General features: G+C 66.0%; 25 protein-coding genes. 8 read left to right on the top strand and 17 right to left on the bottom strand.

The annotated features are described in order from the left end of the window. The 5 genes from VGD28_RS13030 to VGD28_RS13010 form a co-directional block, all read right to left on the bottom strand. Window positions 1–1,149: an efflux RND transporter periplasmic adaptor subunit gene (locus tag VGD28_RS13030; protein ID WP_331028773.1), complete on the bottom strand. Its 1,149-nt coding sequence runs from the start codon at window positions 1,147–1,149 to the stop codon at window positions 1–3. Further along, complete coding sequence (locus VGD28_RS13025) at window positions 1,146–2,417, bottom strand: TolC family protein (protein WP_331028772.1); 1,272 nt, start codon at window positions 2,415–2,417, stop codon at window positions 1,146–1,148. Before VGD28_RS13025 ends, VGD28_RS13030 begins: the two co-directional genes overlap by 4 nt. Window positions 2,418–2,479: 62 nt before the next feature. Beyond that, window positions 2,480–2,869 carry a hypothetical protein gene (locus VGD28_RS13020; protein WP_331028771.1) on the bottom strand — a complete coding sequence of 130 codons (390 nt, stop codon included), beginning with the start codon at window positions 2,867–2,869 and terminating at the stop codon, window positions 2,480–2,482. Then, on the bottom strand, window positions 2,866–3,234 hold the full coding sequence (locus tag VGD28_RS13015; RefSeq protein ID WP_331028770.1) for a DUF3703 domain-containing protein: 369 nt from the start codon (window positions 3,232–3,234) through the stop codon (window positions 2,866–2,868). Before VGD28_RS13015 ends, VGD28_RS13020 begins: the two co-directional genes overlap by 4 nt. After that, complete coding sequence (locus VGD28_RS13010) at window positions 3,231–3,881, bottom strand: cation transporter (RefSeq protein ID WP_331028785.1); 651 nt, start codon at window positions 3,879–3,881, stop codon at window positions 3,231–3,233. Before VGD28_RS13010 ends, VGD28_RS13015 begins: the two co-directional genes overlap by 4 nt. A 70-nt stretch (window positions 3,882–3,951) precedes the next feature. Here VGD28_RS13010 and VGD28_RS13005 point away from each other — a divergent pair, with 70 nt between their 5' ends. Further along, window positions 3,952–4,350, top strand: a complete 399-nt coding sequence (locus VGD28_RS13005) for a helix-turn-helix domain-containing protein (protein WP_331028769.1) — start codon at window positions 3,952–3,954, stop codon at window positions 4,348–4,350. A gap of 54 nt (window positions 4,351–4,404) precedes the next feature. Then, window positions 4,405–5,049, top strand: coding sequence for a class I SAM-dependent methyltransferase (locus VGD28_RS13000; RefSeq protein ID WP_331028768.1), 645 nt, complete (start codon window positions 4,405–4,407; stop codon window positions 5,047–5,049). Window positions 5,050–5,266: 217 nt separating this feature from the next. Here VGD28_RS13000 and arsH read toward each other — a convergent pair whose 3' ends face one another. Genes arsH through VGD28_RS12975 form a run of 5 tightly spaced genes read right to left on the bottom strand, consistent with a single transcriptional unit; the run spans window position 5,267 to window position 8,203 of the window. Next, window positions 5,267–6,058 (bottom strand): arsenical resistance protein ArsH, encoded by a 792-nt coding sequence (arsH, locus tag VGD28_RS12995; protein ID WP_331028767.1) that lies wholly within the window; start codon window positions 6,056–6,058, stop codon window positions 5,267–5,269. After that, complete coding sequence (locus VGD28_RS12990; RefSeq protein WP_331028766.1) at window positions 6,055–6,378, bottom strand: YnfA family protein; 324 nt, start codon at window positions 6,376–6,378, stop codon at window positions 6,055–6,057. The genes arsH and VGD28_RS12990 overlap by 4 nt, the downstream gene beginning before the upstream one ends. Then, complete coding sequence (arsB, locus tag VGD28_RS12985) at window positions 6,375–7,397, bottom strand: ACR3 family arsenite efflux transporter (RefSeq protein ID WP_331028765.1); 1,023 nt, start codon at window positions 7,395–7,397, stop codon at window positions 6,375–6,377. The genes VGD28_RS12990 and arsB overlap by 4 nt, the downstream gene beginning before the upstream one ends. A 37-nt stretch (window positions 7,398–7,434) precedes the next feature. Then, entirely contained in the window at window positions 7,435–7,863 is a 429-nt protein-coding gene (arsC, locus tag VGD28_RS12980; protein ID WP_331028764.1) for an arsenate reductase (glutaredoxin), read from the bottom strand. A 7-nt stretch (window positions 7,864–7,870) separates the two neighbouring features. Then, a complete protein-coding gene (locus VGD28_RS12975; protein ID WP_331028763.1) occupies window positions 7,871–8,203 on the bottom strand; it encodes a metalloregulator ArsR/SmtB family transcription factor in 333 nt (110 codons plus the stop codon). Between the two features lie 397 nt (window positions 8,204–8,600). On the opposite strand from VGD28_RS12975, the gene VGD28_RS12970 reads away from it, so the two are divergent. The 4 genes from VGD28_RS12970 to VGD28_RS12955 all read left to right on the top strand — a co-directional run bounded on the left by VGD28_RS12970 (window position 8,601) and on the right by VGD28_RS12955 (window position 15,262). Further along, entirely contained in the window at window positions 8,601–9,146 is a 546-nt protein-coding gene (locus tag VGD28_RS12970; protein WP_331028762.1) for a sigma-70 family RNA polymerase sigma factor, read from the top strand. Continuing rightward, window positions 9,146–10,120, top strand: a complete 975-nt coding sequence (locus VGD28_RS12965) for a FecR family protein (protein WP_331028761.1) — start codon at window positions 9,146–9,148, stop codon at window positions 10,118–10,120. The genes VGD28_RS12970 and VGD28_RS12965 overlap by 1 nt, the downstream gene beginning before the upstream one ends. Window positions 10,121–10,247: 127 nt before the next feature. Then, window positions 10,248–13,127 (top strand): TonB-dependent receptor, encoded by a 2,880-nt coding sequence (locus VGD28_RS12960; RefSeq protein ID WP_331028760.1) that lies wholly within the window; start codon window positions 10,248–10,250, stop codon window positions 13,125–13,127. A gap of 11 nt (window positions 13,128–13,138) precedes the next feature. Further along, a complete protein-coding gene (locus VGD28_RS12955) occupies window positions 13,139–15,262 on the top strand; it encodes an Atxe2 family lasso peptide isopeptidase (protein ID WP_331028759.1) in 2,124 nt (707 codons plus the stop codon). Here VGD28_RS12955 and VGD28_RS12950 read toward each other — a convergent pair. From VGD28_RS12950 to VGD28_RS12920, 7 genes are all read right to left on the bottom strand, one after another. Beyond that, complete coding sequence (locus VGD28_RS12950; RefSeq protein WP_331028758.1) at window positions 15,243–16,988, bottom strand: asparagine synthase-related protein; 1,746 nt, start codon at window positions 16,986–16,988, stop codon at window positions 15,243–15,245. The genes VGD28_RS12955 and VGD28_RS12950 overlap by 20 nt on opposite strands. Continuing rightward, entirely contained in the window at window positions 16,985–17,587 is a 603-nt protein-coding gene (locus VGD28_RS12945) for a lasso peptide biosynthesis B2 protein (protein WP_331028784.1), read from the bottom strand. The genes VGD28_RS12950 and VGD28_RS12945 overlap by 4 nt, the downstream gene beginning before the upstream one ends. A 110-nt stretch (window positions 17,588–17,697) precedes the next feature. Then, window positions 17,698–17,829, bottom strand: a complete 132-nt coding sequence (locus VGD28_RS12940) for a benenodin family lasso peptide (RefSeq protein ID WP_331028757.1) — start codon at window positions 17,827–17,829, stop codon at window positions 17,698–17,700. Window positions 17,830–17,912: 83 nt separating this feature from the next. Further along, the gene (locus tag VGD28_RS12935; protein WP_331028756.1) at window positions 17,913–18,485 is read right to left on the bottom strand and encodes a GntR family transcriptional regulator; all 573 of its coding nucleotides are present in this window, start codon (window positions 18,483–18,485) and stop codon (window positions 17,913–17,915) included. 14 nt (window positions 18,486–18,499) lie between these two features. Next, a complete protein-coding gene (locus VGD28_RS12930; protein WP_331028755.1) occupies window positions 18,500–19,375 on the bottom strand; it encodes a phytanoyl-CoA dioxygenase family protein in 876 nt (291 codons plus the stop codon). A 9-nt stretch (window positions 19,376–19,384) separates the two neighbouring features. Next, window positions 19,385–20,011, bottom strand: a complete 627-nt coding sequence (locus tag VGD28_RS12925) for an acyl-homoserine-lactone synthase (protein ID WP_331028754.1) — start codon at window positions 20,009–20,011, stop codon at window positions 19,385–19,387. Window positions 20,012–20,099: 88 nt separating this feature from the next. Continuing rightward, a complete protein-coding gene (locus VGD28_RS12920; protein WP_331028783.1) occupies window positions 20,100–20,858 on the bottom strand; it encodes a LuxR family transcriptional regulator in 759 nt (252 codons plus the stop codon). Window positions 20,859–21,080: 222 nt separating this feature from the next. On the opposite strand from VGD28_RS12920, the gene VGD28_RS12915 reads away from it, so the two are divergent. Together VGD28_RS12915 and VGD28_RS12910 are read left to right on the top strand one after the other, a co-directional pair. Further along, window positions 21,081–21,728: a DUF6088 family protein gene (locus tag VGD28_RS12915; RefSeq protein ID WP_331028753.1), complete on the top strand. Its 648-nt coding sequence runs from the start codon at window positions 21,081–21,083 to the stop codon at window positions 21,726–21,728. Further along, window positions 21,725–22,768, top strand: a complete 1,044-nt coding sequence (locus VGD28_RS12910) for a nucleotidyl transferase AbiEii/AbiGii toxin family protein (RefSeq protein ID WP_331028752.1) — start codon at window positions 21,725–21,727, stop codon at window positions 22,766–22,768. Before VGD28_RS12915 ends, VGD28_RS12910 begins: the two co-directional genes overlap by 4 nt. The last annotated feature ends 32 nt before the right edge of the window (window positions 22,769–22,800 follow it).

Here is a 22,800-nt window from a genome sequence, read left to right as displayed (position 1 = left end):
TCAGTCCTCATGCTCGGCTTCGCCCTTTCCGAGCTCGGCCTTGAGGGTGAAGGAATTGGTCGAGGCGATCTGCTCGGTTCCGGTGAGCCCGGAGGCGACGATCACCTGGCCGCCGTTGCGCCGCCCGAGCGTGACCGGCACCGCCTTGAAGCCGGTGGGGGTGCGCACGAACACATGCGGCTTGTCCTCGATCATCTGGACCGCGGCCGAGGGCACTGCCACCGTGCTGTCGCCGCTGGCCGGCACAATGATCGAGGCGCTTACCGTCTCGCCCACCCGCCAGCTGTTCGCGCCATTGTCGAGCGTCCCCATCACCGGCACGAGCCGGGTCGTCTCGTCGAGGATCGGCGACACGAAGGTGACACGCGCCTCCTGCCGCCGTCCGGGCGCGGTCACCTCGACGCGCGAACCGGGCCGCACGCGGCCGGCGTCGGCCGGAAGCAGCGACATCGCGATGCTCACCGTCGAGAGGTTGGCGATGCGGAACAGCTCCGCGTCCGCCGTGACAGTCTGCCCAAGCGTTGCCGATCGGGCGACCACCTGCCCGGAGATCGGCGCGCGCACTGTGATCCGGTTGAAGGCGCCGCCGCCGCCGCCCGTGGCGGCAAGTTGCTGCTGCGCCTGGCGTAGCGCGATGTTGGCCTCGGTTGCAGCCGTACGCGCGGCGATCAGGTCCTGCTCGGGCGAAACGCGCTCGGCGAACAGGCGCTGTTCGCGGCGCAGGTTCGATTGTGCCAGCGCAAGCCGCGCCCGCGCCGCCTCGATGTCGCCTCGCAGCGTCGCCGCCTCGCGGCTCTCGATCACCGCGAGCACGTCGCCCCGCGACACCGACTGTCCGAGATTCCGCGTCAGCGAGACCAGGCGGCCACCGATCGCGGCCGATGCGACCTGCACGCCCTGCGGATCGCCCTCGATGGTCGCGCTGACTTCGATCGCGCCGGCGACGCCCCCGACGGTCGGCCGGACGACCTCGATACCCGCCTCAGCGATCTGCTGCTGGCTGAGCGTTACGACGCCTTCTTCTGCATGCCCTTCTTCCTCGGCATGCTCGGCTGCTTCATTCCCCGCAGGCCCGCTCCCGCCGCCGCAAGCGGCAAGCGTGAGGGCAAGGGTGGCGGGCGCGATCGCCCGCAGAATCGACATTTTCATGGGCGATCTTCCGTGATTGAGGGCGCGCGGGCGGTGAGCCGCTCCAGGCGGGCCTGTGCATCGTGATAGGCAGCGAGCGCGTCGATCGCCGCGGCGCGGGTCTGGGCAAGCGTGCGCTCAGCCTCGAGCAGGTCGAGCTGACCGAACTTGCCTTCGCGGTAGCCGATCCGGGCGATCCGTGCCGCCTCCTGCGCGGCGGCGAGTGCCGGCCCCGCAGCGGTTCGGGCGTTCGCTTCGGCATTGGCAACCTCGGTCTCGGCCGACGCGATCGCCTGCTGGGCATCGAGAACGGCGCCGCGTCGCAGCGCCTCTGCCTGATCGCGTTGCGCGCGCGCCGCATCGAGACTTGCGCGGCCGTTGTTGAACAGGGGCAGCGGGATGCTCACCCCGAACACCGCCGCAACATCATTGGTCGCCTCGAGCCGCCGCGCGCCTGCGCTGAGCGTCAGGTCCGGGACGCGCTGGCTGCGCGCGAGACGCACCTGCGCAACCGCCGTGGCGATATCAGCCTGGGCAAGTGCAAGCGCGAGGGTACCATCGGCGCTCTTCGGCATCTTCGGCCCGACCCCATTGGTTCGCTCGAACCATGGCAGGTCCAATTGGCCAGGTTCCCGGGCGATCAATCGCGCAAGGTTCCCGCGGGCGAGGGTGGTGGCGCGCTCCGCCTGTTCGAGCGCGGTTTCGGCGTTGATGCGCTGGACGTCAGCGCGCTGCTCCTCGAGCGGAGAGGCGCGCCCGGCGCGCACCCGCACCCGGGCACCGCGCAAGCCTTCGTTCGCGATGTCGCGCTGATCGCTGGCGACGCCAAGCCGCCGCTCGGCCGCAGCCGCTGCGACGAATGCCTGCGTGACCTTCAGCCGAAGGTTAGCCTGGGCGGTGATCACCTCCAGCCGGGCACGGGCGGTCTGGGCCTCCGCCACACCGATCCGCGCCGAGCGTTTGCCGCCGAGCTCAAGCGGCAGGGACATGCCGACCGTCGTTTCGGCCGAGCTCAGGCCGCTATAGGGTCCGGTGCCGATGACGTTCTCGGCTTCCACGTTGATTGACGGGTTTGGGCGCAGCCCGGCCGCCCGGCGCTGGGCCTCGGCGGCGCGGACGCCGGCGGTTGCTGCCTCGATCCCGGGCGCCGTCGCACCGGCGAGCTCGAGCGCCCGGTCGAGCGTGAGGGTCTCGCCCACCGGCTCGGCAGCGGGTGGCAAACTGGTCTGCGCCTGCGCCGGTTGCGCGCAGGCCGCTGCGGCCAGGACGGCCGCGATGACACGATACATTTGGATTGCTCCTGACGATGACGAACAAGCCGCGCGCTGTGTCGCGCGGGCGATGATCGGCGTCAGGCGATCGGCGGCCTCAGCGACCGATCCAGGAGTGCGGCAGTCAGGAGCGTCGAGCCGATAGCGAAGAAGCGTGCCGGCAGAACCGAAGGAGCCTCGGCCTCGGAGCTGCCCACGGGGTCGGCGAAATGGTGGCCATGGCAACCGCCATGGTGGTGCGGAACGCCCCTCTCCGTATCCGGTGCCTGGTCCGCGTCGCCGTCGACATGACCGGCAAGCGCCGTGGCCGCCTCGGTGCCCGGCAGACAGAGCTGCTCGCTCGCATGCGCAAGCGGCGCCATTCCTACCGAGAGGAGGAGCGCCATTCCGACGAGAAGGCTCAGGAGCCGATGCACGCCTCGCGCGATAGCAGGACCAGCACCGCCTGTCAGCTTGCGAACCTTGCTCATCCGCCAGCCTCCTCGAGCGCGCGCCGCAGATCGCCGGGAATCGGCATCGGCGCGAACGGATCGACGCGCGCCCGTCCGGTGTTTCCGAGGGGCGTGCGGCCGCTGAGCGTGCCCAACGGCGCAAGAGCCAGCCGCAGCAGCTGACCGCCGGTCTCGCGCAGGTCTGCGGTGCGGAGAGCATAACCCAGCATGATCACATGGACGCGCAGGTGCAGAAGCAGGTTAGACTGGGAGACGATATGGGCCCGCTCCAGTGCCCACCAGGCGCTGCCGACGTCACCCACCGAGGCTGCCCAGCGATGACGCTCGAGTTCGGCATCGACGAGGCTGGAAAGGTTCGGTTCGGCTGGCGGGTTCCGCATCATGCCGCTCCGGCCAGCCGGTTGTCGCGGGCACCGCGCTCGCCGGCCAGCTCGCGTCTCGCCTGGCGGATGATCTGAACGCCGCCCGAGATGCCGAGAAGCGCCATGATGGCGGCGACGATCAGGTCCGGCCAGGCGGTGCCGGTCCCGAACACGCCTGCGGCGGCGAGCACGACTGCGACATTGCCGATCGCGTCGTTGCGCGAGCAGATCCAGACCGACCGCATGTTCGCGTCGCCCGAACGGAAGCGGTAGAGCATGAGGGCGACGCCAGCATTGGCGACCAATGCTGCCACGCCGACTGCGCCCATGACCTCGGCGTCGGGGGTGCGCCCGTGCCAGACCGCCCACAAGCTGCTCGCCAGCACATAGATACCGAGGATCGCGAGCGTCGCGCCCTTGAGCAGCGCCGCGCGCGCCCGCCAGGCGAGCACCATTCCGGCGACACCGAGGCTGATGGCATAGTTCGCGGCATCGCCAAGAAAGTCGAGCGCGTCCGCCTGGAGCGCCTTGGAGCCGACTGCCACGCCAGCGGTCATCTCGGCCACGAACATCGCGGCATTGACGGCAAGCGCGATCCACAGCGCACGTCGCCAGCTCGGACTATTGTTGGCGTCGGGCTTTGCCGACGCACAGCTGTTGCAGGCCATTTCCACCTCGAACGACTCGATATGGAAGGCTATATGCACCCTGTAGCAACTCTAGGGTCAAGGGCTGGCAATGCAGATTGGCGAACTCGCACGATCGACCGCGACCAAGGTCGAGACGATCCGCTTCTATGAGAAGATCGGCTTGCTGCCGGCGCCGGCGAGGACCGAAGGCAATTATCGCGACTATGGCCAACCACATTTGGCGCGGCTTTCGTTCGTCCGCAGGGCGCGCGACCTCGGTTTCACGCTCGACCAGGTCCGTGCCCTGCTGGCGCTGTCGGACGAGCGCGACCGGTCCTGCGGCGCGGTCGATGCGGTGGCGCGTGAGCATCTCGCCGAGATCGACCGCAAGATCGCCGACCTGCGCGCACTGCGGCGCGAACTCGACGACCTGATCGGCCAGTGCTCGCAGGGATCAATCTCGACCTGCCGGATCATCGAAGCGCTCGGCCCGGCAGAGGCGGCTTGACCCTCTAGTCACTGCAGGGTGCACAATCCGGCCGACTCGCATGAGGAGGGCACGATGGGCGAACGGGAATATACTCCGCCTCTCGGGACCGGTGACACGCAGGACTATGATCGCGCCATTCGCGTATGGACGCGCGAGCGACGGTGGCGAAGCGCACTTCTACAGGCGACCGCACCCGTAGCGGGCGAAACGATCGTCGATTTCGGCTGCGGCACCGGCACCTTCGCCGTGATGCTGAAAGCGGCCCAGCTCGAGGTGCGCGTCATTGGCATCGATCCAGACGAGGAAGCGCTGGCGATCGCCCGCGCCAAGGCCGACCAGGCCCGCGTCGAGGTGGAATGGCGCCGGGGCTTCGCGGCCGACCTCGAAGCGGGCACCGCCGACGCGGCCGTTTCCAGTCTCGTTTTCCATCAGATGCCGATCGCCGAGAAGGCGCGCGCCTTTGGTGCGCTGTTCTTGGCATTGCGGCCTGGCGGGCGGCTCCTGATCGCCGACTATGGACGCCAGCGAGGATTGATGCGGCTGTTGTTTCGAGCAACCATTCAGCGGCTCGACGGTGTCGCCGACACCCAGCCGAATGCCGACGGCGTCTTGCCGGACCTGATCCGTGACGCGGGCTTTGTCGACGTTCGCGAGATCGACCGCGTGCACACGGTGACGGGCACGATCATGCTATTGGGAGCCAAGCGGCCCGCCTGACACAGGAGCAGGAATGGCCGTAGAGGTTGAGCAACGGCTGGTGCGGCGGGGCCGTCCTCGCGCTGTTAATCGCTTCCGCCATGCTTTTCCCGATCGACCGCGCGCTCTTCTACCGCGGATATGCAGGTGGCGCCGGGGCGCGTGCGTTGGGCATGGCACTCACGCCCTCCCCTCGCTCGCCTGCCTTGGGGCCGCGGGCGTCGCGATCACAGGCAAGCTATTCGGCGGGTGAGGCGACATTCCGGCCAGCGGATTGCAGCCGGGTGTCCGGACCGATGGCGATCGCCGAGTGATCCTCCATGCCATGCGTTGGCCTGTTCGCAGCCTTCCGCTCGGAATAGCGGTCGACCAGCTGTTCACGATGCGGACGCAGAAGGACGGTGAAGCGAACCAGCTCCTCCATCACATCGACGATGCGATCGTAATAGCTGGAGGGCTTCATCCGCCCCGCTTCATCGAACTCCTTGTACGCCATCGCGACCGACGACTGGTTCGGGATCGTGAACATCCGCATCCAGCGGCCGAGCAGGCGCAGCGTGTTGACGGCGTTGAACGATTGCGATCCGCCCGACACCTGCATCACCGCGAGCGTGCGACCCTGGGTCGGGCGCATGCCCTTCATCTCGAGCGGCAGATGATCGATCTGCGCCTTCATGATACCGGTGATCTGACCGTGCCGCTCCGGGCTGCACCAGACCTGCCCTTCGGACCACAATGCATGCTCACGCAGTTCGTGGACGGCGGGATGGTCGTCACCCTGCACCTGGTCGGGGAGCGGCAGGTCGCTTGGATCGAAAATGCGGGTCTCGGCGCCGAAAAGCTGGAGCAGCCGCGCCGCCTCTTCGACGGCAAGCCGCGAGAAGGAACGCTGCCGAAGCGATCCGTAGAGCAGCAGAATTCGCGGCGGCGGCTGATCATCGCCAAGGCCGGTAGCGGGCCGCTTGCGCACGAACGCCGGATCGAGCGCCGGCAGATGGTGCGGATCGGCCAGGGAGCGAAGGCGCTTCATGCGGCTCTCGGCCCGAACAGGATGATGCCGGCCCCAACGAGACAAATCACCGCCCCGACTACGTCCCAGCGGTCGGGTCGCAGGCCCTCGATTGCCCATAACCATCCCAGCGAGGCGCAAATATAGACGCCGCCATAGGCCGCATAGGCTCGGCCGGCTGCCTCGCTGTCCACCAGTGTCAGCAGCCACGCGAACACTGCTAGCGACACCATGCCAGGCACGACCCACCACGGCGAATGTCCGAGCCGCAGCCATGCCCAGAAGGCGAAGCAGCCGGCGATCTCGGCGAGCGCAGCGCCGATATAGACCAGCGGAGTCATGCAGCTTCGTACCATGGGCGCGTACGCTTCACGATCGCGACGACCGAGAGCATGACCGGCACTTCGACGAGGACGCCGACCACGGTCGCGAGCGCGGCCCCCGAGTGGAGGCCGAACAGCGAGATCGCCGCAGCCACTGCCAGTTCGAAGAAGTTCGACGCGCCGATCAGCGCGGCGGGGGCGGCGACGCACCAGGCGACGCCGAAGCGCCGCGACAGCCAATAGGCGATGCCCGCGTTGAAATAGACCTGGATCAGGATCGGCACCGCCAGCAATGCGATGACCAGCGGCTGGCGGACGATCTGCTCGCCCTGGAAGCCGAACAGCAGGATGAGCGTGGCGAGGAGCGCGACCAGCGAGGCGGGACCGAGCCTGCCGAGCAGCCGTTCGAGCGCCGGCTGACCGCCGGAGGCCAGCACCGCCGCCCGAACGAGCTGGGCGATGATGACCGGAACGATGATGTAGAGCACCACCGACAGCAGCAGCGTGTCCCAGGGCACGGTCACCGATGCGACGCCGAGCAGCAGGGCAACGAGCGGCGCGAACAGGAAGATCATGAGCAGATCGTTCAGCGCGACCTGGCTGAGCGTGTAGGTCGGCTCGCCGTCGCAAAGGTTCGACCAGACGAACACCATGGCGGTACATGGCGCGGCGGCGAGCAGGATCAGGCCGGCGATGTAGCTGGACGCCTGTCCTTCGGGAAGCAACGGCGCGAAGAGCCAGCCGATGAACACCGTGCCGAGCAGCGCCATCGAGAAGGGCTTCACTGCCCAGTTGACGAACAGGGTAACGCCCACACCCTTCCAGTGCTGGCGCACCGAGCCGAGCGCGCCGAAGTCGATCTTCAGGAGCATCGGGATGATCATCAGCCAGATGAGCGCCGCCACCACGAGATTGACGCGAGCGACCTCCGCCGCGGCGATCGCCGCGAACGCGCCGGGCAGCACGTGACCGAGCGCGATGCCGATCACGATGCACAATGCGACCCATAGGCTGAGATAGCGCTCGAACAGGCTCATCGCCGGGCGCGGCGTAGCGGTTGCGAGAGTCGCCACCTCAGACCAGCCGCTCGCCGCTGGCGTCGACGACCTGCTCCCCATCTTCCTTGGCGAACGCGCCCTGCTGCGGTTGCGGCAGTATGGCGAGGACCGCTTCGGAGGGGCGGCAAAGCTTCACCCCAAGCGGGGTCACGACGAGCGGCCGGTTGATCAGGATCGGATGCGCCATCATCGCGTCGATCAGTGCGTCGTCGCTCAGGGTCTCGTCGGCCAGGCCGAGCTCGCCATAGGGCGTGCCCTTCTCGCGGAGCAGCGCGCGCGGCGCGATCCCGGCGCGCTCGATCAGCTGCACGAGCAGCGCGCGGGCCGGCGGCGTCTTCAGATACTCGACGACGTGCGGCTCGATGCCGGCGTTGCGGATCATCGCCAGCGTGTTGCGCGACGTCCCGCACTCGGGATTATGATAGATGATGATGTCAGCGGTCATTTGAGCCTCAGCAGCAGGTGGTGAGTTCGGCGACCAGCGGCTCGCAAAGCTCCGCGCGGCCCTGGCAGCAATCCTTGGCCAGAAAGGTCATCAGGTCCCGCAGCGCGTCGATGCGCACCCGCTGGATGAAGTGACGGCCCTGCTTGTCGGACTGAACAAGACCCGCCCTGGCAAGGACAGCGAGATGAGTGGAGAAGGTGCTCTGCGACAGCGCCAGCGCGTCGGCGAGCTCCCCCGTCGATAGGCCGTCGGGCTCGTGCCGTACCAGCAGGCGGAAGGTCGACAGCCGCGTGGGATGCGCAAGGGCGGCGAGGAGTTCGATGGCGCTGTCCTGGTCCATGCATCGGGAATAGCCGATGTGATTGGGAGCCGCAAGACGTATCGTGTTTTGCCGATGCGTTTGGATTGCCTCGGCGGCGAAATCGACCTGTCAGGGTGTCTGGATTGCGCCGTAGTGGTTTGACTTCGAACGGTAGCTGCTTGCCAGGCAAGCTGTTGCCAGCCTAACCTTCGCCCGTGCCGTGACATCGGCACCGAGGCGTGAGAACCTCGTAGGGTATTCTGTTCACTGGCCGACCGCCGGGTGGCCGACGCGCATGTCCAGGCTTCGCAGCTAAAGGCGTCGGCGCATGTAAACCCTACGTGTTCTCAACACCCGGCTTCGCCGGAGCCGTCTCGATCGGGAGACGGATCATGGCACGCACGGCACGGGCGGACGATACTGGCAGAGGCCAAGGGTGAAGGGGCCGGCGACGTTTCCGTTTGCCGCGCTTGGCGCCGCCGAGCCGGACGCCGTCGACATCGACCGGCTGTACCGCAGCGAGCGTTCGTCGCTGATCCGCTTCTTCGCGCGCAACCGTGCATCCGCGCATGAGGCCGAAGACCTCGCGCAGGAAGCCTTCCTGCGCCTTGCCCGCGCCGAGGACGGTCCGGCTTCGATCGTCAGGCCCGCAAGCTATCTCCGCCAGATCGGCCGCAACCTGCTCAAGGACCGCGTGCGATCCGCCGAGTTCCGGCACATGGCGTCCGATACCGATGTGGAGCACGCCATTTCGGACGTTGATGAACTTGGCCGCCTGGAAGCGCGCGATAGTCTGCGACGGCTCGAGACAGCCATGATTCGACTGAAGCCGCGGTCGAGGGATATCTTCCTCGCCCACCGTCTTGATGGCATGACCTATCTCGAAATCGCGGAGAAGACGGGGTTGAGCGTGAAGCGCGTCGAGAAGATCATGTCGAAGACGATCGGGCAGCTGACGCGCTTCATGGAGCAGGATGCCTGATGCCGGGCGGCGAGGACGCGCGCGAGGAAGCCACTCGCTGGTGGGGGCGCATGCACGGGCCCCATGCGGAGGAGTCGCGCGCCGAGTTCGAACGTTGGCGCGCGGCAGATCCGCGAAACGCCGCCGAATATGCCGCCCTCGAACGGACCTGGACGCTGGCGGAAGGCCTGGGCGCCACCGCTGTCGGTCGGGATCGGTCACTCAAGCCGCAGCCGCGCCCGCTCGCCTGGGCAACCGCCCCTCGTCTCGCGCTCGCCGCCGCCGCGATGATCGTCATCGCGCTGTTCGTGACTCTCCAGCCCGGACGCAACCCGAACCTCTCGCTCGTATCCGTGGCGCACGCGACCTCGGTCGGCGAGATCCGCACGGTGAAGCTGCCTGACGGCTCGTCGGTGACGCTCGACACCGACACGCGGGTGGAGGTCGCGTTCGACGAGAAGGTCCGCAAGGTCAGGCTGCAGCGCGGCCGTGCGCGTTTCGACATCCGGCCCGATCCCGCCCGCCCGTTTCTCGTCGAGGCGGGCGGGAAGGTGGTCTCGGCCCCGGAGGCGGATTTCGACGTTCAGGCGCCGCCGGCCGGGCTTTCAGTCGTGTCGCTGCGCGGCGCTTTGGAGGTTCGGCGGACGGGAGACATGGATGCACCGGCGGACCTGCGCATCCAGCCGGGACAGGCGATGCGCTTCGCCGCGAGCGGAGAGCCGCTCGCACCCGCCGGGCCGGCCGGGAAGGGCAGCGACCAATGGGTATCGGGCATGCTGGTCTTCCACGGCGCGCCCTTGTCGGCGGTGCTTGAGGAAACCAATCGCTACGCTTCGCCCGGCATTGCGCTCGGCGAGCCGTCGCTCGGCGCGGTCAAGGTCACCGGAGCCTTCCGTCCGCTTCCCGTGGATCAACTTGCGGCAAGCCTCGCTGCGGCCCTCGAGCTTCGAGTCCGGCGCGACGCCAACGGCAATCTGACGCTCGTCCGACCCTAGTCGATTTTTTTCGCATGGACGGGGGGGTAAGTCCGTCCTGCCCCGTCCCGCCCTGATGTCCGCGCTCTGTGCGCCGACCGGGAGGGACAGAATGCGAAAGAAAATCGGGGTTGTGCTTCTTTGTAGCGTGGCACTGTTCGCCACGCCGGCCGCGCGTGCGCAACAGGACGGCGCACGCGACTATGATATCGTGGCGCAGGATCTTCGCACCGCCATCACGCAGGTCGCGCTCAGGTCCGGCAGGCAGGTCATCGTCGCCGACGACCTGGTCAGGAACCGCCGGGCGCCCGCGCTCCGAGGCCGCTATTCGGTCGATGCGGCGCTCGCCGCATTGCTCGGTGGCACGGGTCTTCGCGCGATCATCGTCGGCGACACGCTGGTGATCCAGCGATCCGACGCGCCGGACCAGGATGCGGAAGGCGGCGACATCATCGTCACCGGCACGCGCATCCGCGGCCGCGGTCCGGTAGGATCTGCAGTCACCACGATCGATCGCAAGGCCATCGATCAAGCCGGCTTCGCCACGACCCAGCAGATCGTCCAGTCGATCCCGCAGAACTTCGCCGGGGGCGCCAACGAGATCGGCGGCGGATTGCTCAGTTCGGCCGGCAACGGAAACTCCGCGCGCGGCTCCGGCGTCAATCTGCGCGGATTGGGGCAGACCTCGACGCTCCTGCTGATCAACGGGGACCGCCCACCGCTCGGCGGCTTTGGCGGCTCTTTCGGCGACCTTTCCGTGATACCGGCATCCATCATCGAACGGGTCGAGATCGTACCGGACGGTTCTTCGGCAATCTACGGCTCGGATGCGGTGGCCGGAGTCGTCAATGTCATCACGCGGCGCGACTTCAACGGCGCCGAGACAAGCTTCCGGATCGGCACGGCGGATGGCGCTTCTCAGGAATATCAGTTCAGCCAGCTGTTCGGCACCCGCTGGTCAACCGGGAATCTCGTCATTGCCTATGAATTCTATAAGCGCGATCGGCTTGCCGCGGCGGATCGGGACTTCGTCACGGAGGATCTGCGCGCGTTCGGCGGCCCCGACCGACGAGGCAATTATGGCAATCCCGGAACCATCTTCGCAGGGGGCCGAAGCTTCGCCATCCCTGCCGGCCAAAACGGCGCCGGTCTGACGCCAGCCCAGCTTGCCCCTGGCACCGTCAATCTCTCGGACCGGTGGTTCGGCGTCGATGTCCTTCCCGAGCAGCGCCGCCATTCGGTATTCGTCGCCTTCAGCCAGGATCTCACGGAGCGCGTTCGCTTCTATGCGAGCGGTCTCGCTACCTGGCGCAATTTCGATCAGGCGCAGCAGACCTCCGCCGACATCCGGCGAACCGTTCCCACCACCAATCCATTCTACGTCGATCCGATCGGGACCCGCCAGCCGATCGGCGTCAACTACAGCTTCGTGCGCGACCTCGGTCCCGAACGTCTGCGCGGCCACGTCAAAGCCTATGGCACCTCGGCGGGTTTTGAGGCCCACTTCGGGGGCTGGACCGTCGATGCCCATGGCACCTGGGGCCGGCAAGACGAAGGCTATGAGTATCTGAACCTCGTCAACAGCGCGAGACTTGCGCTCGCCCTCGCAGACACGAACCCGGCCACCGCCTATAATCTGCTGGGCGACGGCGTCTGGACCAATCCAGCGACAATCGAGTCGATCCGCGACTTCAGCAAGCGCGATTATGGCGGCTCGTCATGGTCCGCGACGCTCCGCGCGGACGGGCCGGTCTTCCCCTTGCCCGCGGGGTCGGTTCGCGTCGCCCTCGGGGCGGAGTATCGCAAGGATCGCTATCGCGATGGACCGACGCTTTCCTACACCTCGACACTCTCGCCGGTCGTCATTCCTGCCACACCCCTGCCCGACGGACGCACCGTCAAGTCGGCCTATGCCGAAGTGCTGATCCCGATCTTCGGCGGAAGCGCGCAAGTCCCGGGATTCAGACGGCTCGACATCTCGGCCGCGTTGCGCGCCGAGGATTATAGCGACTTCGGCGGAACCCAGAATCCCAAGCTCAGTCTCGCTTGGGAAAGCCTGCCCGGCCTGACGATCAGGAGCAGTTACGGCACGTCCTTCAGAGCGCCCCTCTTCTCCGAGATGCGGCAGGACCCCGGTTCGATCGGCTATTTCGCCTTTCCCGTCGCCGATCCGCAGTCGCCCACCGGAACGTCCAATCTGCTCGTGATCCGCGGCAACGATCCCAACCTGCGGCCCGAACGTGCGACAACCTGGACGATCGGAGTCGATATCGAACCGAAGTTCCTGCCAGGGTTCCGGGCGAACGCGACCTATTTCGATGTCAGCTATCGCGACCGGATCGCGACGCCGGCGCCCAATATCCCGAACTTCCTGATCAATCGGGACATCTACGAATCGATTCTCACGCCGAACCCTTCGCAGGCGCGGATCGCCGAACTCTATGCCTCGCCCTATTACCGCGACTTCTTCGGAATACCGTCGACCGCGACCTTCGTCGCCGAGGCCGACGCCCGCCTGCAGAATCTTTCCGTCGTCGAGCAGTCGGGTCTCGACGTCGAGCTTGCCTATGACTTCGCGATCGCAAGTGGCCGGGCGGAGCTGGGCGCCGTTGCCACCTACATCTTCCACATCCGCCAGGCGCTGACGCCCACGGCAAAACCGATCGATGTCCTCGACACAGTCGGCAATCCGATCGATCTGCGCGTCCGCGGCCGCGCGACGTGGAGTTCCGGCGGCTTCGGTACCGCGATCTTCGTCAACTATGCGGACGATTATACCAACCGGACGACGCCCGCGCCGCAGAGAGTCGGGTCGTGGACTACCTTCGATCTCAATCTGAGCTATCGCTTCCAAGCCAAGAGCGGCCCCCTTGTCGGCATGCGCCTGGCACTGAACGGCACCAACATCTTCGACCGCGACCCGCCTTTCACCACCTATTTGGCGGGGGCCTTCACCAGCGGCTACGACGGTGAGAATGCCAACCCGCTCGGCCGGGTGATCTCGCTTCAGGTCACAAAGCAATGGTGATCCGCTTGGGCATGGCGTCGCTCGCCGTGCTGATCGCGGGCACGACCGTGGCGGCGCACGCAACGCCCATGGCGTGCCGGCAGCGCCTGTTGCCTCCCGCGAGGGAGGCAACAGGTCCTCGGGCAATCACTGCGCGCGACATCATCGAGCTTCGGGACTTCGGCCGGATCGACAGTGTCGCGGCAGGCATGGCCCCCTTCACGATATCCCCGGACGGCCGATATGCCGCGATCGCGCTTCGCCGCGGCGATGTCGATGCGAACAGCTACTGCTTCGGCATTGCCGTGATCGAACTCGACCGCGCCAACGGGATCACGCTGGTCGATGCCGGAGGTGAATTCATCCCGTCGGTCAATGATATCCGCGGCGTACCGGCAATCCCGAATGGCCTCCCGCTGACGCCGACGCCGCTTTGGTCGCGGGACGGCAAGTCAATCGTCTATCTTCGGCGCGACCGCGGCATCACGCAGGTCTGGCGAGCCACTCTTGATGGGGAGCCGGCGCGCCCGCTCACCAATCTTCAAACCGACGCGCTTTCACTGGAATGGAGCGACGATCGTCGCCGGCTTCTCGTCGCCACCCGCCCGTCGCTCCACGCGGCAGGCGCAACGATCGAGCGGGAAGGTCAGCGAGGCTATCACTTCGATGCGCGGTTCTGGACGCTGTTCGAGGCGAAGCCGCGCCCCAGACTGCCCCTTCCGGAGCAGATCAGCGAACTCGATCCCGATGCTGGAACGCTGCGAGCATTGACCAGCGAGGAGGCCAAACGCCTTCGCTCTGCGCCCGAGCCGCAACGGCCGGCTGGCGCAATCCAGTTTGCCCGTTCGCCGACCGGGAATCGCGCATGGACCGCGCCGGAAGAGCCCGGGCAAATATTCTCTCCTGCGAAGCTCCATATCGAGGCCGGCGGCAAAGCGCTTTTGTGTCCGCCAGAGATTTGCGCGCGGCGCATCGCCGGCATCTGGTGGGACAAGGATGACGAACTTCTCATCCTGCGCGGCGGCGGCCCCGACGACGCTGGTCTCCTGCGCCTCTACCGCTGGAAGGTCGGCGAGGACCACCCTCGCCTCGTGGTTTCCACGGCCGCGGCCTTGATGAGTTGCACGCCATGGCGCGACGCCATGCTTTGTGCCCGAGAGACCTCAAGGGGGCCTCGCACATTGGTGCGTCTCGAGACCCGCACCGGCGACACGCACATCCTGTTTGATCCAAATCCGGAATTCAGCACTCTGCGGCTGGGCACCGTCGAACGGCTCAACTTCAGGAATGCGCGCGGCATGAAATCCTTCGGGGACCTGGTCCTCCCGCCGACCCACCGTCCCGGGCAGCGCCATCCGCTGGTGATCACCCAATATCACAGCACCGGGTTCCTGCGGGGCGGGACCGGCGACGACTACCCGATCTTCCTGCTCGCCCAGCACGGCTTCGCAGTCCTGAGTTTCCAGAAACCGACGAACCTGCCGAACGTAGAGCGTGCCCGCGACATCAACGAACTGCAGCGCCTGAAGGTGGAGAACTGGGCGGAGCGCCGCGCGATCCTTTCCGCGCTGGAAGCGGCGGTCGACGCCGCAATCGCGGGCGGCGCGATCGACCGCGATCGTATCGGCCTCACCGGGATGAGCGACGGCGCATCGACGACCCAGTTCGCGCTGCTGAACTCGAACCGGTTTCGAGCGGCCGCAATCAGTTCCTGCTGCGACGAACCCAGCGTGCTGTTCACTGTCGGCCCGGCCTATCGCGATGCGGCGCTCGCCTGGGGATACCCGAAACAGAGCGACGATGGCCGAGCCTTTTGGAAGCCCGTGTCGCTCGCCCAAAATGCCGCAAGATTGCGCGTTCCCCTGCTCATCCAGGTCCCGGAAGCCGAGTATCGGCTCTCGCTCGAGACCGTGTCAGCCCTCGAGCAGCATGGCGCACCGGTCGACATGTATGTCTTCCCTGGCGAGTACCATGTGAAAGTTCAGCCGGCACATCGGCTGGCCGTCCATGAACGCGCGGTCGGCTGGTTCGAATTCTGGCTGCGCGGGACCGTGTCGAACCGCGCCAGTCTCGCGCAGGAAGTCGCGCGGTGGGAAGCGCTGCGCAATGCAATCCAACAGCCGGAGCGACCATCCGCTACGATACCCAGGCCCTGACCCATGCCTCGACATCAGCAATGGCCAACAAATCCGCGACTGCTTCGCCATTCGCGATATCGCGCGTCAGCGAGCGGTTGATGGCCTCGGGAATGACGAGCCCCTCCCGAGCGAGCAATCCGTTGCAGAGCATGTCGCGAAGAGCGGGCACGTTATCCCGGATGACCTTGGCTCCAAGGCTGTCGAACGCGGCCTTGGTCCTTCGTTCGGTCACGACCGGCGGGAGCAGGGGTCGAAACGCTTCGCGGGCTGCGGCGCGATTATGGCCGTTCGCGAACCACAGCCAGGTCGGCACTCTGAGGCAGGCTTCCACCACGGGTTGGGCCAGAAGCGGCGAGTTGATCGCTGCACAGTGCTGGCGTCCGAAACCTTCAAGATGATTGAGGGCGCTAATCAGCGCCCAGACGTGCCGGCGCTTGCCGGGAAGCACCCCCTCCGGCGCCGCAAGCCATGGATTCCCACTCGGCCAGGGAAGGTTCGCCCTAGCCCCTTCCGCAAGGAATTGATTCATGCGCGGCGTCGGTAGAAGCCGTTGCCGCTCGACGCTTCGCCCGACGGCCGACCGGATCGCTTCCCAAAAGGTGATATCCGCCACCTCGGCCACGTCCATCGCTTTGCGGGCGATGTGCCTTCCTGCCCCTTGTCGCCTCAGTAGGTCAACGACCGGGAGCGACGACTGGAGGTGACAGAAAATGTGGTCGCCACCGCCTCCGCTGAAAAACATGTCGGCGCCGTGCTCGCGGGCGAGCCGCTGGAGCGGCCGATCCAAAGCCTGTGCGAAGGCCCGGGCGCTGGGTCGCGGCAGATCGGCAGCGTCCGACCGAGTCACATCCACTGCGGCGAGGTCGAGTTCGAGTTCCGCAAGGCGCAGGCCCAGATGCGCGGTGACGGACCGGGCATAATCGCGCTCGTCGGAGTCACCCGCAATCGGGATGAAGGTGGCGCACAACGGCGTCGCCCCAGCGTTTGACAGAGCTGCCGTGACGATCGACGAGTCGAGTCCCCCGGACAATTCGACGATCGGCCGGGCAACGGCTCGCCCCCAGGATGCTCCGACCTGACACACCGCCTCTCGGATTGATTTCGCAGCCTGCGCAAAATCGGCAACCTCCCGCTCGAGCGAAGCGAATGTCCAGGGTGACCAAATGCAGTCCGGATCCACTTTGTCGGCGCGGATCATCAGTCGCATTCCCGGCAAAAGCTCGGAGATGCCGCGAAGGGCGGTGCTGGCCGGCCGCAGATCGCGGAACGCGAGAGCCTGGGCGACGATCGTCCAATCCAGCGAGGGGATCACAAGCCCCTGATCGGTCAGATACCTTGGGCTCGATGTCAGAATGTGGATGCCGTCGACCGAGGTGAAATAGCATGGCATTGCCCCGGACGGATCGCGAAATACCTCGACCACATCCTCCTGCGACCTGAAGGCGACATAGCTGCCCCAGAACTGGGTCAGGAACCGTGCCGGCTGGGCGTGCAATTCGCTGTCGCCCGGTCGAACGTCGAAGGCAGAACTACGACGGTCGAACAACGGCCCCCAGAAGATGCTTCCGCCTCGGTCAGGAACGAGGTGGCGAGCCGATGGCCGGCCAAGGAACAGCAGCATCGGCGTCTCGACGAGGACACTCAGCTGACGGTCTCGTTGGAGCCTCTCGATTGCCAGCGCGATACGACCGGACCTGCGCAGCGGCGCCTGTCCGACAAAGGCGATATACGCAGCTCCGATCATGCCACGAGGATCGGGGTAAAGCGCCGCACCCGGTCGTAGGACTCGTTCAGCAACACGTCTGGAGTCTGGAGCCAGCAATGCGCGAGGAACGGTTCGAGCGTGACGCCGAACACAAGCGTGCGGTCGGGCAACCGATCGCCAAGCCAGCAGTCGAGCGCCAGCGAGTCCAGAAGGCAGTTCTTTTTCAACGGTACCCAGCGGCGGGCGCGTTCATAGGCAAGCAGCGTCTCGCGAGACACGGCCTCTTGCTGGGTCTTCGCCATGCCTCTGCGTCGCCGACGGCTGGCAATCAGCGAGTGCAGGGAACGCGTCCGCAGCGATGCCCAGGAACTCGCCACATGACGCGTGACGCTCAAGGCACCTCGCAGCGGCATGGAGGATGCCTCCGCAGGGTGCGGAAGCTGCTCTGGAACGATGACTCGGCGCTCATTCAGCTCGACCGCGCTCCGCTCGGAAGTTCGAACGACGGCTTTGGCTTCAAGTAGCTTGAGCAATCGCGACGGGGGAGCGCTTCCCGCCTTGTTCAACCAGTCGACCGTCTCGTCGGTGAGAGCCGCCGGCACCCGGAAATACCGGTCTTGCCGCAGGTCGAGCAGCATCACGCCGTTGCCGGCGATGCATGCGGTAAGGTGTGGCAAAAGGGTCCAGACCATCGAAGCCCCGGCGAAGAACCATCGCCGGCGCAGTCCACCCGCGCCGGCGGTGGCGTTCAGTCGGCCGAGAGGCCGATGGGGAGCTGGTAGCCGACCCCGTCGAGCTCGGTGAACGGCCCGCCCTGCGTCTCGACGCTGGCTTCGCCCAGGTCGATCAGGTCGATCGCGTCTTCATTGATGCGTTCCATGGTCACTCTCCGTGTTGCGTCGCGCCAATCGCGACCACGAAAAGATCGGCTCATCCTGCGATTATAAGAATTTTATAATCCGATTATAATCGGGAGCGCTCGCGCAGGAGGTCGCCGACAGCTCGCATCCGGAGAAGATGGTACCGGCGGATCGCCGCCTGTCTCGAGGCCGAGGGCTCGATCAGCTCCTCAAGTTCGCCGAGGATCGGTTCAAGCACAATCGGCTCGACAAGGCGGAACGGGTGGAGCCGGTCGCTCGCGTGCGCGAGTGCCAGGCGAAGCTCGCGATTGGGCACCGACTCGCCAAGCAATCCGAAAATGGCTGCGGTCGCCTCGGGGAGAGAGCCGCCGGCCATCGCTTCTTCGATCGCGCTGGGGGCAGGCAGCGTGCGTGCGCTGCGGATGGCGAGAATTGCCAGTATCGAATTCCATTCATACAGATCGCGAAGATCGCCCTCGCCGAGCCGCGGCACATGGAAACCTTCGCCGCTGCTGGCCTCAACCAGTCGCTCGCCAGCCAGACGATTCAGGGCGTCTCGAACGGGCGTCATGCTCACGCCGATCTCCTCGGCGATGCGGTTGGCTTCCAGGCGATGCCCGGGCGCAAAGGCGCCGTCGCGAAGCAATTGCTTGAGCGCCGTGTAACTGCGTTCCATCGCCTGGGTTGGGCTCATCGTTCCTGCTCGCGGCGATGCTGTGCGACCGCCTCGACCTGCTCGGGCCGCAAGGCGTCCACGGCGCCGAGATGCGCCGGCACCGCGTCCTGCAGCAGCACCGAAGGGCATACACCTTCATAATTGCCGAGATTGGGCCGGTGCTGGCGATAGCCGATGAGCCCGGCAAGCTCCGGAGCAAAGGCTCGAGCGACCGCGGGCGGATAGGCGAGCCATTGATTCTCGTACGGCTTGAGCCAGCCGAGGCAATAGCTGACGACCACAGCGGCCCGCACGTCGGTGCTCCGGTTCGCGCCGGCGCCATGCAGGGTCGAGCCGAGGAAGACGATCGCATCTCCCGGTCGGCATTCCGCACTGATCGCACCGCCGCGCCAGTCCGCGCGGAGCGCTTCGGGACCGTGGCTTCCAGGATAGATCAATGTGGCGCCATTCTCCTGGGTGAAGGGCGTCAGAGGCCACATCACGTTGACGAGATATTCAACCTCGCCCTTGATGCCCTGCCACATGTCCTGATCCCGGTGCGGGAACTGGGCCGGCGCGCCCGGGTGGAGCGCGATCGCCTGTGCCAGGTTGAGCTGGATCGTGTCGCACCACGGCAGGAGCGCGTCCTCGACGATTGCGAGGATCTCCGGGCACTGGATCAATGTCGCCGCATGGCGCGATCGTTTGAGCAGGCTGCCGAACCGCTTGGTCCGGCCACCATAGAAGTCCCCGGTGCAGAACGGCGTCGCTTCGAACACCGGACGCAAGTCGCCGGCGAGTGCATCCATAATCGTCTCGGGCATCAGCCCGCGGAGTATGCACCAGCCCTCGGTAACCAGCTGGTGCGCGCCAGCGGTCGTGTTGGGAGATTGGGGAGCGGTAGCGAGCATCAAGGCCTCCTATGCGTGCGCGGGCTGGGCCGCGGTCGAAGCCATCTGAGCGGTGGGCAGCCAGATTCCGGTGGCTCTCAGGCGCGCCTCGGTCCCGGTGGTGATGTCGATCCGTATCGCGCCGAGCAGTCTGCCGTCAGTGGGCAGCGGCTCGCCGAGCTGAGTCGCGTCCCACCCGAATTCCAGTATCTGCCGCAGCCATGGGAGTTCGGCGACGCCGGTATAAGTGCGGATTCCATTCGCCAGCGCGAACTCCACCAGCGCGGTCACGAGCCGGTTGCGCACCTCGCGGCGGCGCGGCGCGGCAAGGCTGCGGTCAAGGCAGAATCGGGTGATCTCGTACGTGGCCGGGCCGCGCGGAACAGGACCTGCGCACAGTTCGGGGAACAGGTGGTCGAGAAGGTGCGGGCGTGTCGTTGGAAGAAGACGCGCAGAGCCCAAATGGGCATGGCTGCTGTCGGCCAGGATTAGGTAGCGGGCGTGCTCATTGTCCAGGTGATCGAGCTCGAAGCGGCCGTCGAGCACCGGCACGTCCCAGCCGAGCAGATCGACGAACACCTCCTTGCGAGCTGCGAACATGTTCCGCATCGCGGCGTCGCACGCCGCTTGCTTGGTCGTATCGATCAGGGAGATCATCGTTCCTCATCCCATCTGGTTGAGGGACGAGCATCCGCAGTCCGCCGTCAGCGCGATATACCAAGAAATGGGGGTAGCGGCGGGGTCCCTAGTGGATGAAGATGTCCGAGAAGCAGATAGTGCCGTCGAACAATGCCATCACCGCCAGGTGCGCGCGCTTCTGCACGCCATAGCGTTCGCGTGCATGCTTGAGATGCTGGATCACAGTCTCATGGCTGACGCCGAGGATGCGCGATATCTCCCAGTCGGTCTTGCCGCGTGCCGCCCAAAGCACGCAATCGCGCTGCCGATCGGTCATCGGCATTGTCGGCTGTGGTGCGCGCCGCGGCTGGGCAATGCGCCTGGCGGCCTCAAAGGCGAGTCCGCCTACCAGCTGCGCGACCAGCATGTGCTCGTGCGGAAGCGGTCCGTCGTCGGCGACGGCAAAAGAACAGGACCCGTTATACTCACCGGGAACATGGGCGGGGACAGTGAATCCATCGCCGATCCCGAAACGCCGGGCCTGGCGCAGGACTTCCTGGTCGCCGTGGGTGAGCTGAATCATCTGCGGCACGTTGGACCAGGTGAAGCCGATATTGGCGACATGGCTGGCGCGATGAATCGGGTCGAAGCGGCCCAACGCTCTTTCGTCGAACCACTCTTCCCAGTGTCCCGGATAGTTGTGAAGGCGGATACCAAGATCGGGGGCAGTGGCGAAATCGACATGGTGGGTTAGCGCGAAATAGCGGAAGCCCATGGCTTCTGCGCTTTCAGAGAGGGCATCGAAGAGGTCGGGCAGCGCGACCGCGCTCTGCACTATTGTTTCAAAGGTTTCCGCCAGCATCAGCCTTGCCATGGTGACCACCATCACTTGCAAGGGTGGCCCAACACACCACATGCCCGGTTCGTCTAAACCACGCGTCCGCTCAACTTCTCAAGGCGGCGGCTTTGTGAAGCTTTGTATTTGCTTCTATAATTCGGGCGCGTTGTCAATAGCTGCTATTGATAGGCAGTATCGGAGTCGGGGCTCCGTCCCGGTACGCTGCTTGCGCCCCTTGCTTTGTCCGAAATTTGTAGGCATTTTTCGGACATGGCTGATCCACCTTCCTTGCGCGCTCAGATCGAGGACCGAACTGCGGCCGCTCCCCGCGGAGCGGTCTGGACGCCGGCTGATTTCCTCGATCTCGGCTCGCGCGATGCCGTCGACAAGGCGTTGCAGCGTCTGGTTGCGGACGACCTGCTGCGCCGGATCGACCGCGGCCTTTACGATAAGCCGACCCGAAATGCCCTAACGAAGAAGCCCAACCCTGCCGACCCCCGCCAGGTGATCGACGCTGTCGCCCGACGCGACCAGATTCGCGTGTTGGTCGATGGCATGACCGCGGCGAACGACCTCGGCCTTACCAATGCCGTGCCCTCCAGGATCGTCGTCCACACCGATGCGCGGCTGAAGGCGATCGAACTCGGGAATATGAGCATCACCTTCAAGCCGACGGCGGCAAGCAAGCTCTATTGGGCAGGCCGGCCAGCGATGCGGCTGGTCCAGGCGCTCCACTGGCTCCGCGACACGCTCGGCGATCCCGACGATCGCGCGACCCTGCACGCGCGCATCGCTGCCCTGCTGCGCACCGGACCGAACGCCGCAACGCTTCGCGCCGATCTTGCCGACGGCATCGCGACGTTGCCTACCTGGATGCAAGACCTGCTGCGCCCGATGCTCGCCGAGGATCCGGTATGAACCCGAACTACGATCTGGTCCTCGCGTCCGACGACGAGACGCAGGCCGGCCTCTTCACCACCACGGCCCAGCGCCTCGGCACGACACCCCAGAACGTCGAGAAGGACTTCTGGGTCTGCTGGACGCTCGATGCGCTCTTCAACGGCCTGCCGCCGGGCCCGCGCCTCCTGTTCAAAGGCGGCACCTCGCTGTCCAAGGGGTTCGGCCTGATCCGGCGCTTTTCCGAGGACATCGACGTCACCGTCTTCCGCGACGATCTCGGCGAAGGCTATTCCGTCGAACAGCTGCAAGCCATGTCCGGCAAGAAGCGCCAGACGGCGCTCGACGCGATCCGTGCTGCCTGCGAGGCGCATATCAGCGGCCCCCTGCTCGAGCAGCTGTCGCAGGTCGCCACCGAGGCCTCGCAGCGCGACGGGATCAAGGCGGGGCGCCTCCGCGTCGAACTCGACAAGGAGGATAGCCAGACCCTGCTACTTAGCTATCCGACCGCGACCGGACGCGATGCTTATGTCGACAAGCGGGTGAGGATCGAATCAGGGGCCAAGTCTGCCCTCGACCCCAATTCCGTGCGCACCGTCACGCCCTATCTCGCCGAGGACGTGCCCGATGCCGACCTCACCGTCCCCAACGTTACCATTGTCGATGCCGACCGGACCTTCTGGGACAAGGTGGTGATCCTGCACGGGCTCAGGCGCTGGTTTGAGATCAGGGGTGTCCTAAAGGGAGGTGGTCACCGCATCTCGCGCCATTATTACGATCTGCACCAGCTCATGCTGTCCGAGACCGGCAAGCACGCGCTCGCGAACCCTGCACTCGGTACCGACTGCGTGGCGCATGCGCGGATGTTCTTCAATCGGCCGGATTTCGATCTCGCCTCCGCCCAGCCCCCGAGCTTCGTGCTGGTGCCGGAGGGCGACATGTACGGCGATCTGCGCCGCGACTATGCGGCAATGTCCGGCATGATATTCGGAGACGCGCCGCGCTTCGATGATGTGATCGAGAGCATCGCCGAGCTGCAATCGATCGTGAACGCGCGGTAGCGATCAAGAGGCTTCGCCTTGGGCTCGCGCGC

This window comes from Sphingomonas sp., assembly GCF_036402235.1.
In the GTDB taxonomy this organism is placed as follows: Bacteria; Pseudomonadota; Alphaproteobacteria; order Sphingomonadales; family Sphingomonadaceae; genus Sphingomonas.
The sequence above is the reverse complement of the archived record's forward strand: the minus strand, read 5'-3'. Positions and strand labels throughout refer to the sequence as shown.

Bases quoted from the DNA above. Each gene is read 5' to 3' on its own strand.
- arsC (WP_331028764.1), bottom strand. From the start codon at position 7,863: ATGACCGCTGACATCATCATCTATCATAATCCCGAGTGCGGGACGTCG.
- VGD28_RS13015 (WP_331028770.1), bottom strand. From the start codon at position 3,234: ATGATGCGGAACCCGCCAGCCGAACCGAACCTTTCCAGCCTCGTCGAT.
- VGD28_RS12910 (WP_331028752.1), top strand. From the start codon at position 21,725: ATGAACCCGAACTACGATCTGGTCCTCGCGTCCGACGACGAGACGCAG.
- VGD28_RS13020 (WP_331028771.1), bottom strand. From the start codon at position 2,869: ATGAGCAAGGTTCGCAAGCTGACAGGCGGTGCTGGTCCTGCTATCGCG.
- VGD28_RS13005 (WP_331028769.1), top strand. From the start codon at position 3,952: ATGCAGATTGGCGAACTCGCACGATCGACCGCGACCAAGGTCGAGACG.
- VGD28_RS13030 (WP_331028773.1), bottom strand. From the start codon at position 1,149: ATGAAAATGTCGATTCTGCGGGCGATCGCGCCCGCCACCCTTGCCCTC.
- VGD28_RS12990 (WP_331028766.1), bottom strand. From the start codon at position 6,378: ATGACTCCGCTGGTCTATATCGGCGCTGCGCTCGCCGAGATCGCCGGC.
- VGD28_RS12950 (WP_331028758.1), bottom strand. From the start codon at position 16,988: ATGATCGGAGCTGCGTATATCGCCTTTGTCGGACAGGCGCCGCTGCGC.
- VGD28_RS13000 (WP_331028768.1), top strand. From the start codon at position 4,405: ATGGGCGAACGGGAATATACTCCGCCTCTCGGGACCGGTGACACGCAG.
- VGD28_RS12935 (WP_331028756.1), bottom strand. From the start codon at position 18,485: ATGGAACGCAGTTACACGGCGCTCAAGCAATTGCTTCGCGACGGCGCC.
- VGD28_RS12925 (WP_331028754.1), bottom strand. From the start codon at position 20,011: ATGATCTCCCTGATCGATACGACCAAGCAAGCGGCGTGCGACGCCGCG.
- VGD28_RS12940 (WP_331028757.1), bottom strand. From the start codon at position 17,829: ATGGAACGCATCAATGAAGACGCGATCGACCTGATCGACCTGGGCGAA.
- arsB (WP_331028765.1), bottom strand. From the start codon at position 7,397: ATGAGCCTGTTCGAGCGCTATCTCAGCCTATGGGTCGCATTGTGCATC.
- VGD28_RS13010 (WP_331028785.1), bottom strand. From the start codon at position 3,881: ATGGCCTGCAACAGCTGTGCGTCGGCAAAGCCCGACGCCAACAATAGT.
- arsH (WP_331028767.1), bottom strand. From the start codon at position 6,058: ATGAAGCGCCTTCGCTCCCTGGCCGATCCGCACCATCTGCCGGCGCTC.
- VGD28_RS12945 (WP_331028784.1), bottom strand. From the start codon at position 17,587: ATGCTGCTCGACCTGCGGCAAGACCGGTATTTCCGGGTGCCGGCGGCT.
- VGD28_RS12915 (WP_331028753.1), top strand. From the start codon at position 21,081: ATGGCTGATCCACCTTCCTTGCGCGCTCAGATCGAGGACCGAACTGCG.
- VGD28_RS12975 (WP_331028763.1), bottom strand. From the start codon at position 8,203: ATGGACCAGGACAGCGCCATCGAACTCCTCGCCGCCCTTGCGCATCCC.
- VGD28_RS12920 (WP_331028783.1), bottom strand. From the start codon at position 20,858: ATGGTGGTCACCATGGCAAGGCTGATGCTGGCGGAAACCTTTGAAACA.
- VGD28_RS12965 (WP_331028761.1), top strand. From the start codon at position 9,146: ATGCCGGGCGGCGAGGACGCGCGCGAGGAAGCCACTCGCTGGTGGGGG.
- VGD28_RS12930 (WP_331028755.1), bottom strand. From the start codon at position 19,375: ATGCTCGCTACCGCTCCCCAATCTCCCAACACGACCGCTGGCGCGCAC.
- VGD28_RS12955 (WP_331028759.1), top strand. From the start codon at position 13,139: ATGGCGTCGCTCGCCGTGCTGATCGCGGGCACGACCGTGGCGGCGCAC.
- VGD28_RS13025 (WP_331028772.1), bottom strand. From the start codon at position 2,417: ATGTATCGTGTCATCGCGGCCGTCCTGGCCGCAGCGGCCTGCGCGCAA.